This window comes from Pseudomonas sp. NPDC087598, assembly GCF_044743525.1.
GTDB lineage: Bacteria > Pseudomonadota > Gammaproteobacteria > Pseudomonadales > Pseudomonadaceae > Aquipseudomonas.
In genome coordinates this window covers 6,247-18,873 of sequence record NZ_JBIUWQ010000083.1, presented here as the reverse complement: position 1 = coordinate 18,873, position 12,627 = coordinate 6,247, and the positions used below count along the sequence as shown (strand labels likewise).

General features: G+C 60.2%; 9 protein-coding genes and 1 pseudogene. 7 read left to right on the top strand and 3 right to left on the bottom strand.

Annotated features, from left to right (window positions below; all coding sequences use genetic code 11):
- From ACIOWE_RS27980 to ACIOWE_RS27950, 7 genes and pseudogenes are all read left to right on the top strand, one after another.
- Positions 1-735, top strand: a pseudogene (locus ACIOWE_RS27980) (phosphate ABC transporter substrate-binding protein PstS family protein); the annotation flags it as partial.
- Between the two features lie 423 nt (positions 736-1,158).
- Entirely contained in the window at positions 1,159-3,192 is a 2,034-nt protein-coding gene (locus ACIOWE_RS27975; RefSeq protein WP_401398093.1) for an ABC transporter permease subunit, read from the top strand.
- A 16-nt stretch (positions 3,193-3,208) separates the two neighbouring features.
- Positions 3,209-4,879, top strand: a complete 1,671-nt coding sequence (gene pstA / locus ACIOWE_RS27970) for a phosphate ABC transporter permease PstA (protein WP_401398089.1) — start codon at positions 3,209-3,211, stop codon at positions 4,877-4,879.
- Positions 4,880-5,063: 184 nt separating this feature from the next.
- A complete protein-coding gene (gene pstB / locus ACIOWE_RS27965) occupies positions 5,064-5,897 on the top strand; it encodes a phosphate ABC transporter ATP-binding protein PstB (protein WP_166221929.1) in 834 nt (277 codons plus the stop codon).
- A 72-nt stretch (positions 5,898-5,969) separates the two neighbouring features.
- The gene (gene phoU, locus ACIOWE_RS27960) at positions 5,970-6,731 is read left to right on the top strand and encodes a phosphate signaling complex protein PhoU (protein ID WP_007954334.1); all 762 of its coding nucleotides are present in this window, start codon (positions 5,970-5,972) and stop codon (positions 6,729-6,731) included.
- Positions 6,732-6,911: 180 nt separating this feature from the next.
- On the top strand, positions 6,912-7,868 hold the full coding sequence (locus ACIOWE_RS27955; protein WP_201236264.1) for a response regulator: 957 nt from the start codon (positions 6,912-6,914) through the stop codon (positions 7,866-7,868).
- Between the two features lie 207 nt (positions 7,869-8,075).
- Positions 8,076-8,972: a peptidoglycan DD-metalloendopeptidase family protein gene (locus ACIOWE_RS27950; protein WP_401398086.1), complete on the top strand. Its 897-nt coding sequence runs from the start codon at positions 8,076-8,078 to the stop codon at positions 8,970-8,972.
- Positions 8,973-9,156: 184 nt separating this feature from the next.
- Here the strand turns inward: ACIOWE_RS27950 and ACIOWE_RS27945 are convergent, their stop codons facing one another.
- The 3 genes from ACIOWE_RS27945 to phoB all read right to left on the bottom strand — a co-directional run.
- Entirely contained in the window at positions 9,157-10,497 is a 1,341-nt protein-coding gene (locus ACIOWE_RS27945; protein ID WP_007920256.1) for a hemolysin family protein, read from the bottom strand.
- Positions 10,498-10,619: 122 nt separating this feature from the next.
- Positions 10,620-11,906 carry a phosphate regulon sensor histidine kinase PhoR gene (gene phoR / locus ACIOWE_RS27940; RefSeq protein WP_401398091.1) on the bottom strand — a complete coding sequence of 429 codons (1,287 nt, stop codon included), beginning with the start codon at positions 11,904-11,906 and terminating at the stop codon, positions 10,620-10,622.
- A 74-nt stretch (positions 11,907-11,980) separates the two neighbouring features.
- Positions 11,981-12,627: phosphate regulon transcriptional regulator PhoB (phoB, locus tag ACIOWE_RS27935; RefSeq protein WP_401398084.1), on the bottom strand; the 647-nt coding region annotated here is incomplete at its 5' end.

Below are 12,627 nucleotides of genomic sequence, written 5' to 3'. Positions count from 1 at the left end.
TCCAACCGGGGCCCGATGAGCCGCAAGATGACGGACACCGAACTGGCGGCCTTCGAACCGTAATCCGGCTACAAGCCAACCGCTCTCCCGGTTGCCGTGGACGCCCTGGCTGTGTTCGTTCACAAAGACAACCCGATCCAGCACCTGACCATGGAACAGGTTGACGCGATCTTCTCGTCCACCCGTCTGTGCGGCGCCAAAGCCGACGTGAAAACCTGGGGTGACCTGGGTGTGACCGGCGACCTGGCCAACAAGCCAGTGCAACTGTTCGGCCGTAACTCGGTATCCGGCACTTACGGCTACTTCAAAGAAGAAGCCCTGTGCAAAGGCGACTACAAGCCAAACGTCAACGAACAACCAGGCTCGGCTTCGGTCGTGCAGTCGATCAGCTCCTCGCTGAACGGCATCGGTTACTCGGGCATCGGCTACAAGACCGCCAGCGTGAAGACGGTTGCTCTGTCGAAGAAAGGCAGCACTGACTTCATCGAAGACACCGAAGAAAACGCCCTGAACGGCAAGTACCCACTGTCGCGTTTCCTCTACGTGTACGTGAACAAAGCCCCGAACAAGCCTCTGGCTCCGCTGGAAGCTGAGTTCGTGAAACTGGTTCTGTCCAAACAGGGCCAGGAAGTTGTAGTGAAAGACGGCTATATCCCACTGCCAGCCAAGGTTGCTGCAAAAGCACTGGCTGACCTGGGTCTGCAAGAAGGCGGCGCTGAAGTCGCAAAAAAGTAACAAATTGAGTCCGGGGTGAACCCCGCCGGACTCAAGGAAAAAGGCCGGATCTGCTAGCAGGCCGGCCTTTTCCACACCTCAAATTTTCGATCCTCTGCCAGTCCTGCTGGCGGTGGATTTGCTGCGTCACTGCACTGTCATCTTTCTGTCATACAGGATCGCTAGGGTGAGCGCATGAATGATCTGGCCAATTCCCACATGACTACTAATCCTCCCAAGCGCATTGATTTCAATACGCCTGAGCTGCAACGCAAGCGCCGCATTCGCGCGCTCAAGGATCGCTTCACCCGCTGGTACGTCCTCGTTGGCGGTCTGGCGGTGCTGGCAGCCATCACCCTGATCTTCTTCTTCCTCGCCTACGTGGTTGCGCCGCTGTTCAAAGGTGCCGACCTGACCGCGAAAGATGCCATTACCCCCGCGTGGATGCAGGACGCCGGCAAGCCGCTGATGATCTCGCTCGAAGAGCAGAATCAGGTGGCAATGCGCGTTTCCGACAAGGGCCAGGCGCTGTTCTTCGACATCGACAGTGGCGCTGAATTGAAGCGCGTCGATCTGCCAGTGCCGGCTGGCACCACCGTGACCTCTATCGGCGAGGACCAGCCAGGTCATCCGCTGGTTGCAGTGGGCCTGTCCAATGGTCAGGCGCTGGTGTTCCGTCACACCTATAAAGTCAGCTACCCCGACGGCAAGAAAACCATCACCCCGGCCATCGAATATCCATATGGCGAGGCACCGATCGCGCTCAACGAAGCCGGCGGTGCGCTTGAGCATGTCAGCCTCAATGCCAGCGATACAACGCTGATGCTGGTGGGTTCGACCGGTTCGCAGCTCAATGTTTTGTCGCTGACCAGCGAAGAAAACATGATGACCGGCGAAGTCACCAACGAGCAGAAACGTATCGATCTGCCGCAGATGACTGAGTCGGTGAAAAATATCTTCGTCGACCCGCGCCAGCAGTGGCTGTACGTGGTCAACGGGCGTGCCCAGGCCGACGTGTTCAGCCTGCGCGACAAGAGCCTCAACGGTCGCTACAAACTGCTGGAAAACGCCGACGCCGAAGTCACCGCGTCTACGCAATTGGTCGGCGGCATCTCGCTGATCATCGGTGACTCCAAGGGTGGTCTGGCCCAATGGTTCATGGCCCGTGACACCGATGGCGAGCTGCGCCTGAAGCAGGTCCGTACCTTCCAGATGGGCACCGCGCCGATCGTTGAAATCACTGCTGAAGAACGCCGCAAAGGCTTCCTTGCGCTGGATGCCAGCGGCAAGCTCGGCGTGTTCCACAGCACCGCGCACCGCACCTTGCTGGTTGATCAGGTGGTCGAAGGCCAGGGCCTGTTCGGTCTGTCGCCGCGTGCCAACCGCGTGATCGTCGAAGCCGGCGGCAAGCTGCAACCGCTGCTGCTCGACAACCCGCACCCGGAAGTATCGTGGAGCGCGCTGTGGAGCAAGGTCTGGTACGAGAACTACGACGAGCCTAAATACGTCTGGCAATCGACTGCGGCCAACACCGATTTCGAGCCGAAACTGAGCCTCTCGCCACTGACCTTCGGCACTTTGAAAGCCGCGTTCTACGCGATGCTGCTGGCCGCGCCGCTGGCCGTCGCCGCTGCAATTTACACCGCTTACTTCATGGCCCCGGGCATGCGCCGCAAGGTCAAACCGGTGATCGAACTGATGGAAGCGATGCCGACGGTGATCCTCGGTTTCTTCGCCGGTCTGTTCCTCGCGCCTTACGTAGAAGGGCATCTGCCGGGCATTTTCAGCCTGCTGATGTTGCTGCCGATCGGCATTCTGGTCGCCGGTTTCACCTTCAGTCGCCTGCCTGAGTCGATCCGCCTGAAAGTCCCGGACGGCTGGGAAAGTGCGCTGCTGATTCCGGTGATCTTGTTCGTCGGTTGGCTGTCGCTGTACATGAGTCCGTTCATGGAGAACTGGTTCTTCGGCGGCGACATGCGTATGTGGATCTCCCACGATCTGGGCATCACCTACGACCAGCGCAACGCTCTGGTAGTCGGTCTGGCCATGGGCTTCGCGGTGATCCCGAACATCTACTCGATCGCTGAAGACGCCGTGTTCAGTGTGCCGCGCGGTTTGACCCTCGGTTCGCTGGCCCTCGGCGCCACGCCGTGGCAGACCATGACCCGCGTGGTCATCCTGACCGCCAGCCCGGGCATCTTCTCGGCGCTGATGATCGGCATGGGCCGTGCGGTCGGCGAGACGATGATCGTGCTGATGGCCACCGGTAACACCCCGGTCATGGAAATGAACCTGTTCGAAGGTCTGCGCACCCTGGCCGCCAACGTTGCGGTGGAAATGCCCGAGTCGGAAGTCGGCGGCAGCCACTACCGCGTGCTGTTCCTCTCGGCGCTGGTGCTGCTGTTGTTCACCTTCGTCATGAACACCCTCGCGGAACTGATTCGTCAGCGTCTGCGCAAGAAATACTCGTCGCTTTAAGCAAAGGTAGAAGTCTGTGAAACAGAACTCCCTGAAAGGATGGTTCAAGAGCGGCGCCCCGGGCGTCTGGATCAGCGGTGGCGCGGTGTCCATCGCGGTCATCATGACCATTGGCCTGCTGGCAGTGATTGCCGTGCGCGGTCTGGGTCACTTCTGGCCGGCGGACCTGATCCACGCCAGCTACGACGTGCCGGGCCAGGCCAATCACCTGGTCGTCGGTGAAGTGGTACAGAAGGAAGAAGTCCCCCGTGCCCGACTGAAAAGTGCTGGTTTGCCAGTGCCGGATCAGGGGCCGGAGTTCATGACCCGCGAGCTGATCAAGGTCGGCAACCGTGACCTGAACGGCAACGACTTCACCTGGATCGTCGGCGAGTGGCTGACCAACCAGAAGACGCCGCCAGAGTTGATGGCGATCGAGCGTCGTGAGTGGGGCAACTTCTACGGCTACCTGGTCAACGTCAAACAGGACGGCAAAGTCATCGCCGAGGGCGAGGCTGCGTGGCCTGAGCTGCAAGCGCGGATCAACCGTGTGAACGGTCTCGCTGCACAGCTCAAGTCGCTGGAAAAGACTGACATCGGCGCGATCAACGCAGGTCTGGAGCGTATCCGTCTGCACGGCCGCAAGCTGGAACTGGAAGGCAAACTCGACGCCACCGCGCAAGCGGACATGGAGTCGGAGCGCGCCGAGCTGAACGCGCGTTATCAGGACATCGAAGCGCGTCTGGCCGATCTGCATGCGCAGTTCAATCGTGACGCGTTGACCGCTCGCGATGCCAACGGCAAAGAGATTGAAATCGGTCTGGGCAAAGTGGTTCACGCCTATCAGCCGAACGCCATGAGCACCTTCACCAAGGTCGGTTTCTACTTCAGCAAAATCTGGGAATTCCTCTCGGACGATCCGCGTGAAGCGAACACCGAAGGCGGGATTTTCCCGGCGATCTTCGGCACCGTGATGATGACCCTGATCATGGCGATGATCGTCACCCCGTTCGGCGTGCTGGCGGCGGTGTATCTGCGTGAATACGCCAAACAGAACACTCTGACGCGGATCATCCGTATCGCGGTGAACAACCTCGCTGGCGTTCCGGCGATCGTTTACGGCGTGTTCGGTCTGGGCTTCTTCGTTTACGTACTCGGTGGTTCGGTCGACCGCTTGTTCTTCCCGGAAGCACTGCCGGCACCGACCTTCGGTACCCCGGGTCTGCTCTGGGCGTCGCTGACGCTGGCGCTGCTGGCGGTGCCGGTGGTGATCGTCGCGACTGAAGAAGGTCTGGCACGTATTCCGCGCACCGTGCGTGAAGGTTCGTTGGCCCTCGGTGCGACCAAGGCTGAAACCTTGTGGAAGATTGTGATCCCGATGGCCAGCCCGGCGATGATGACCGGCATGATCCTCGCGGTGGCTCGCGCCGCTGGTGAAGTGGCACCGTTGATGCTGGTGGGTGTGGTGAAACTGGCGCCGTCGCTGCCAGTGGATGGCAACTACCCGTATCTGCACCTGGACCAGAAGATCATGCACTTGGGCTTCCACATTTATGACGTCGGCTTCCAGAGCCCGAACGTCGAAGCGGCACGTCCGCTGGTGTACGCCACGGCGCTGTTGCTGGTGCTGGTGATCGCCACGTTGAACCTGTCAGCGGTGTGGATTCGTAACCACCTGCGCGAAAAATACAAAGCTTTGGATAGTTAAAACAAACCCTGTGGGAGCTGGCCTGCCAGCGATGGCATCACCGCGGTGTAACTGGCAGATCGAATTGCCTGCATCGCTGGCAAGCCAGCTCCCACAAGGATTGGCGCAAGCCACAGATTTTGAGTAACCCATTGGCCAGGCCAGTGGTTCAACGAACCGAATTTGTTAGCACAGGGAGCCTCCCATGCAGCACGAAACACATACCCACGGCATCAACATGTCTGCCCTGGGCCGCGACAAGCAGAGCCTGAACCTCGAACAGGAAACCGTGGCCATCGAAGTGCCGGGCCTGAGCCTGTTCTACGGCGAGAAACAAGCGCTGTTCGACGTCAGCATGAACATCCCGAAACAGCGCGTGACCGCATTCATCGGCCCGTCCGGCTGCGGCAAGTCCACGCTGCTACGCACGTTCAACCGCATGAACGATCTGGTTGATGGCTGCCGCGTTGAAGGCGCGATCAACCTGTACGGCAATAACATCTACCGCAAAGGTGAAGACGTTGCCGAGCTGCGTCGTCGCGTCGGCATGGTGTTTCAGAAGCCCAACCCGTTCCCGAAAACCATCTACGAAAACGTGGTTTACGGCTTGCGCATCCAGGGCATCAACAAGAAGCGCATCCTCGACGAAGCCGTTGAGTGGGCACTGAAAGGCGCGGCGCTGTGGGACGAAGTCAAAGACCGTCTGCATGATTCGGCACTCGGCCTGTCCGGTGGTCAGCAGCAACGTCTGGTGATCGCTCGCACCATCGCCGTGGAGCCGGAAGTGCTGCTGCTCGACGAACCGTGCTCGGCCCTCGACCCGATCTCGACGTTGAAAGTCGAAGAGCTGATCTACGAGCTGAAATCCAAGTTCACCATCGTCATCGTCACGCACAACATGCAACAGGCCGCGCGGGTGTCCGACTACACGGCGTTCATGTACATGGGCAAACTGGTGGAATTCGGCGACACCGATACCCTGTTCACCAATCCGGCGAAGAAGCAGACCGAAGACTACATCACCGGTCGTTATGGCTGACAGTTGCGGGTTATTCACAGAATTTGATGCTGCGGCCCACCGCACCTTACCGGACGCTCCAAGGACGCCAACATGATTAGTAAAGAAGGCCTTACCCACCACATCTCCGCGCAGTTCAACGCCGAGCTTGAGGAAGTGCGCAGCCACCTCCTGGCCATGGGCGGGCTGGTCGAGAAGCAGGTCAACGACGCGGTGACCGCGCTGATCGAGGCCGACTCCGGTCTGGCTCAGCAGGTGCGCGAGATCGATGACCAGATCAACCAGATGGAACGCAACATCGACGAAGAATGCCTGCGCATTCTCGCCCGTCGTCAGCCGGCGGCGTCCGACCTGCGTCTGATCATCAGCATCTCCAAGTCGGTGATCGACCTTGAGCGCATCGGCGACGAAGCGACCAAGATCGCTCGCCGCGCGATTCAGTTGTGTGAGGAAGGTGAAGCGCCACGCGGTTATGTCGAGGTTCGCCACATCGGCGACCAGGTGCGCAACATGGTCCGCGATGCGCTGGACGCGTTTGCCCGCTTCGACGCCGATCTGGCACTGTCGGTGGCGCAGTACGACAAGATCATCGACCGCGAATACAAGACCGCGCTGCGCGAGCTGGCGACCTACATGATGGAAGACCCGCGCTCTATCTCGCGGGTCTTGAGCATCATCTGGGTCCTGCGCTCGCTGGAACGGATCGGCGACCACGCGCGGAACATCTCCGAATTGGTCATCTACCTGGTACGCGGCACCGACGTGCGCCACATGGGCCTCAAGCGCATGAAGGAAGAAGTTGAAGGTACAAGCGGCGAAACCGCTAATGTTCCGGGCGATGCTGACGATAAGTAAGATTGCCTGAGAAAAGCGCCCGGCCTTTTGGCCGGGCGTTTTTGTTTATGGCACTTGAGTCAGAGAATCGAATTAAAAAGCAGCACCCGCGAACGAAAAGTCCCGGCGTGACTGAAGATTGTTGGCAATGTGCCATCAGTAAAAGCGGTATGCTTGCCGGGATTTTTATAGGGGTGTTGGATGAGCAAGATCAGTGTGTTGGTCGTGGACGACGCTTCGTTCATTCGTGACCTGGTAAAAAAGTGCCTGCGTAATTACTTCCCCGGGATCCGCACCGAGGACGCCGTCAACGGCAAAAAAGCTCAAGCGATGCTGGCCAGAGAAGCCTTCGACCTGGTCCTGTGCGATTGGGAAATGCCGGAAATGTCCGGCCTCGAATTGCTGACCTGGTGCCGCGAGCAGGACAATCTCAAGACCATGCCGTTTGTCATGGTCACCAGCCGTGGCGACAAGGAAAACGTCGTTCAGGCGATTCAGGCCGGTGTATCCGGCTACGTCAGCAAGCCGTTCACCAACGAGCAACTGCTGACCAAGGTCAAGCAGGCGCTGAACAAGGTCGGCAAACTCGACACCCTGATGAACAGCGCGCCGACCAAGATGAACTCGGCGTTCGGCAATGACTCCCTCAGTGCCTTGACGGGCGGCAAGCCAGCCGTCGTCGGTGGCGCGCCGGCGGCCGCTGCGGTCAATCCGTTCGCCAAGCCTGCCGCTGCAGCTCCGGCACCCGCCGCTGCGCCGTCCCGTGGTCTGCTCAACAGCCCTCCGGTGCAGGCACCCGCCGCGTCGAAAGCGCCGGTCGGTGGTCGCGGTCAGGGTCAGTTGCGCCTGCCAAGCGGCAACCAGCAATGCGTGATCAAGGCCCTGAGCATCAAGGAAGCGCTGTTGGTGGTGAAACGCACTGATACCCTGCCGCAGATCCTCGACAGCGCCGTGCTCGATCTGGAGCAGGGTGACAACGCCGAAATCGCTCGCCTCAATGGCTACCTGCACGCCATCGTCGCCCATGAGCAGAAAGCCGACAGCGACTGGCTGCAACTGACGTTCCGCTTCGTCGATCAGGACGCGCAGAAACTCGATTACATCTCCCGACTGATCGCCCGCGGCACGGCGCAGAAGCACTTCGTACCCGGCGCGTGATCTTCGTTGCCTGATACACCGCCATCGCGAGCAGGCTCACTCCTACAAGGGATCGCATTCCAATGTAGGAGTGAGCCTGCTCGCGATGGGGCCATCAAAAGCAACAACAATCTTCCGCGTTGTCCAATTTGAAACATCTGTCGATTACCTTGGTCGGTCTCAGCTGCTAGGCTCTCTTCCAGGCCTTCCTTCGACAGACTCTTGCCCATGCTCGCGCGCCTGCTGTTTTTCTGTGGTCTTTTCATGGCCTCCACCTCGGCTGTGGCCATGACCATTTACAAATCCACCGATGCCAACGGCGTGGTCTCGTACAGCGACCGTCCGAGCAAAGGCGCCCAGGTGTTCGTGTTTCAGGACCGCATGGTCGAACGCCTCGAGCGGCAGGTGTACCTCGACATCAAGAAGCAGAAGGGCGTCGACGTGGTGTTCGTGCGCAACGATCTGTACGCGCCGGTCGAGGTTGCTCTGGCATTTACCGGAATGAGCAACGTGCGTGGTGCACCGGCGCAGACCATCCGCCGGGTGCTGCCGGCGCGCAGCAATACGCGCTTGGCATTGTTGACGGCGGTGACCGGCGGCAAACCGCTGTTGTACACGCCGCAGTTCCAGTATTCCCTTGGCGACCCCGCAGGTACGGCGCAGAGCTATCGTTATCCACTGCCATGGCGCGGCGGACCGTTTCGCCTGAGCCAGGGTGCCGAGGGTCAGTACAGCCATTTCGGGCCGAAGAACAAATATGCGATGGACATCGCCATGCCAGTCGGCACACCGATCATTGCCGCGCGGGCAGGGGTGGTGGTGAAAACCGAAAACTCGCAGAGTGGTCGCGGCACTGACCCCTCCGGCAATTTCGTGCGAATACTGCACGACGACGGCACGATGGGGGTGTACCTGCATCTCAAACAGGGCTCGGTGAGCGTACGCGAAGGGCAGCGGGTGACGGTGGGTAGCCCGCTGGCGCTGTCGGGCAACACCGGCAACAGCAGCGGCCCGCACCTGCACTTTGTGATACAGCGCAATAGCGGGGCGGGGCTGGTGTCGATTCCGTATCAGTTCAACCAGCCGCTGGGAGCATTGCCCAACTTTGCATTGGGCAAACAATAAACACACGAGGGATCAGATGTTGATGGCTTTTGTGGCGAGGGGATTTATCCCCGATGGAGGGCGCAGCCGTCCCAAAACCATTGAATGCATTGTGTCAGATGCTATACGAATGCAGATTCAGGGCCGCTTCGCAGCCCATCGGGGATAAATCCCCTCACCACAGAAGCCTCCCCCAGAACACCCATCAATCCAGCATCAACACCTTCGCCAGCACGATCTTCGGCCCTTTCATCTTCTTGATGATGATCCGCAGGCCTTCGACTTCCAGCACTTCTTCCTCTTCCGGCACCCGTTTCAGGGTTTCGTAAACCAGCCCGGCGAGGGTTTCGGCTTCGATGTGGTCGAGGTCGATGCCGAGCAGGCGCTCAACCTTGAACAACGGTGTATCGCCGCGTACCAGCAGCTTGCCCGGCTGATAAGCAAGGATTCCGCGCTCGGCCTTGCGGTGTTCGTCCTGGATGTCGCCGACCAGCACTTCCAGCACGTCTTCCATGGTCAGGTAGCCGATGATGTTGCCGTCAGCCTCCTCGACCACGGCGAAGTGCGAGCCGCCCTTGCGGAACTGCTCCAGTAGCTGCGACAGCGGCATATGCCGCGACACGCGCTCCAGCGGACGGGTCAGCTCGGCCAGGTTGAACGACTCGGGAATGTGATCAAGTGCGGCCAGTTCCAGCAGCAGATCCTTGATGTGCAGCAGGCCGACGAACTCCTGGCGCTCGCTGTCGTATACCGGATAACGGCTGAACTTGTGGCGACGGAACATCGCGAGGATTTCTTTCAGCGGTGCGTTGAATTCGAGGGTGATCAGGTCTTCCCGGGAGTTGGCCCAGTCGACCACTTCCAGTTCGCCCATTTCCACCGCAGACGCCAATACACGCATGCCCTGGTCGCTCGGATCCTGGCCACGGCTGGAGTGCAGGATCAGTTTCAGTTCTTCGCGGCTGTAATGGTGTTCGTGGTGCGGGCCGGGTTCGCCTTGCCCGGCGATACGCAGAATCGCGTTGGCGCTGGCGTTGAGCAGGTAGATCGCCGGGTACATCGCCCAGTAGAACAGGTACAGCGGCACCGCCGTCCACAGCGACAGCAGCTCGGGTTTGCGGATCGCCCAGGACTTCGGAGCCAGCTCGCCGACGACGATGTGCAGGTACGAAATGATGAAGAACGCAGTGAAGAACGACACACCCTTGACGATTTCCGGCGACTGCACGCCGACCGCGCTCAGCAGCGGCTCGAGGATGTGCGCAAACGCCGGCTCACCGACCCAGCCGAGGCCAAGAGAGGCGAGGGTGATACCGAGCTGGCACGCCGAGAGGTACGCATCGAGCTGACTGTGTACGGTGCGCAGGATGTGCCCGCGCCAGCCGTTCTGATCGGCGATGGCCTCGACCCGGGTCGAGCGCAGTTTGACCATGGCGAACTCTGCCGCAACGAAGAAGCCGTTGAGCAAAACCAGGATCAGAGCAAAAAGGATCATGCCGAAGTCGGCAAAAATGGTAGCGAGGGACAAGCCAGGGGAAGGGTCCATGATGGAGTTTTGCGGGTTCCGTTTGATTCAAGAGAGGTAAAAGCCGCGCCTGAAAGGCAGGCACAAGTCAGCCAATGTAGCGGCTGACATGGCGATTGCCTAGTGGTGAGTGCCGGTCGGTCTTACTCGGCGGCGCTGATCGCCCGCACTTGAGCCACTTGAGCCGGGGCGAAATGACAGGTGAACGTGCTGCCATGACCGGGCACGCTGCTGATCTCCATGCGTGCACGGTGGCGCAGCAGCACGTGTTTGACGATGGCCAGGCCAAGGCCGGTGCCGCCGGTGTTGGAGTTGCGGCTGGAGTCGACGCGGTAGAAACGTTCGGTCAGGCGCGGCAGGTGTTTGCTGTCGATGCCGATCCCGGAATCCTGCACGCTCAGGTGCGCGCCCTGATCGTCGCCCCACCAGCGAATGCGGATATTGCCCTCGGCCGGGGTGTACTTCACCGCGTTGAACACCAGATTGGAAAACGCACTGCGCAACTCCGCCTCGCTGCCTTTGAGCATCAGGCTGGCGTCGGCTTCCAGCGTGATGCGCTGGTTTTTCGATCCGGACAATTGCTGCGCATCGCTCTTGATCGATTGCAGCAGCGTATCGACCTGCACCGGCTGGTTGTCCGATGGGTAATCGGTGGCTTCCAGTTTCGCCAGCAACAGCAAATCGTTGAGCAGCGTCTGCATGCGCCCACCCTGTTGTTGCATCTGTTGCAGGGCGCGGCTCCAGCGCGGGTTCACTTCTTCGACGTTGTCGAGCAAGGTTTCCAGATAACCGCAGATCACCGTCAGCGGTGTGCGCAGTTCGTGGGAAACGTTGGCAATGAAGTCTTTGCGCATCTGCTCCAGCTGATGAATGCGCGTGACGTCGCGCACCAGCATCAAGTGTTCGTTGTTGCCGTAACGGGTCAGGTACAGCTGAATGCGCACGCGATCATTGGTCGGCGAGGGGATTTCCAGCGGTTCGGCGTAGCTTTCCTGCTCGAAGTATTCCTTGAAGCGCGGATGCCGCACCAGGTTGGTCACCGGTTGGCCGCTGTCTTGTGGCGTCTTGAGGCCGAGCAGGGTCTCGGCGGCGCGGTTCCACCATTCCAGGTTGCCGTCGCTGTCGAGCATGATCACCGCGTCTTTCAGCGCGGCGGTGGATTCCTGCACCCGGTCGATCACCGCTTGCAGGCGCCCGCGCACGCGTTGGTCGCGGCGTTGCAGGTGATAGATGCTGTCGAACACTTCGCCCCACAGGCCATAGCCGTCGGGCGGTGCTTCATCGGGTTGATGCAGGCGCAGCCATTCGTGCAGACGCAGTAATTGCTTGAGCGTCCAGGCCAGGTAAATACCCAGCCCCGCCGCGAGGCTCCAGCCGTAGTAGCCGCTGATCAGGCCGATCACCAGGCAACCGGTGACCAGCAACAGCATGTGGCGAATCAGGGTGCCATGCCAGTTTTGATTCACGGGAAATACGGTCCTTGTCAGCTAGTCTGGCGGTCGGTTCAGGCCTTGGTGGAAAACCGGTAGCCAGTGCCGCGCACGGTTTGTACCAGATTTTCGTAGGCGTCGCCGAGCGCCTTGCGCAGACGCCGGATGTGCACGTCGACGGTGCGTTCTTCAACGTAGACGTTGCCGCCCCAGACCTGGTCCAGCAATTGACCCCGGGTGTAGGCACGTTCCTGGTGAGTCATGAAGAATTGCAGCAGACGGTATTCGGTCGGGCCCATCTCGGCAGGTTTGCCGTCGATGGTCACGCGGTGACTGATCGGGTCGAGCAGCAGGCCGCCCACTTCGATTGGCGCTTCGCCATCGGTCGGGCCGGCGCGGCGCAGCACGGCTTTGAGGCGTGCGACCAGTTCGCGGGGGGAAAACGGTTTGGTGATGTAATCGTCGGCGCCGACTTCCAGGCCCTGGATCTTGTTGTCCTCTTCGCCCTTGGCGGTAAGCATGATGATCGGGATGTCCCCGGTCAGCTCATCGCGCTTGAGGCGGCGGGCCAGTTCGATGCCCGAGGTGCCGGGCAGCATCCAGTCGAGCAGGATCAGGTCCGGTTTGCGGTCGACGATGATGGCGTGTGCCTGCTGCGAGTTCTCTGCCTCGAGGCAGTCATAGCCGGCCATTTCCAACGCAACGGCGATCATTTCGCGAA

Coding starts and splice junctions, on each gene's coding strand:
- phoU (WP_007954334.1), top strand. CDS start 5,970: ATGATTAGTAAAGAAGGCCTTACCCACCACATCTCCGCGCAGTTCAAC.
- ACIOWE_RS27955 (WP_201236264.1), top strand. CDS start 6,912: ATGAGCAAGATCAGTGTGTTGGTCGTGGACGACGCTTCGTTCATTCGT.
- ACIOWE_RS27975 (WP_401398093.1), top strand. CDS start 1,159: ATGCAGGACGCCGGCAAGCCGCTGATGATCTCGCTCGAAGAGCAGAAT.
- ACIOWE_RS27950 (WP_401398086.1), top strand. CDS start 8,076: ATGCTCGCGCGCCTGCTGTTTTTCTGTGGTCTTTTCATGGCCTCCACC.
- ACIOWE_RS27945 (WP_007920256.1), bottom strand. CDS start 10,497: ATGGACCCTTCCCCTGGCTTGTCCCTCGCTACCATTTTTGCCGACTTC.
- pstB (WP_166221929.1), top strand. CDS start 5,064: ATGCAGCACGAAACACATACCCACGGCATCAACATGTCTGCCCTGGGC.
- phoR (WP_401398091.1), bottom strand. CDS start 11,906: ATGCTGTTGCTGGTCACCGGTTGCCTGGTGATCGGCCTGATCAGCGGC.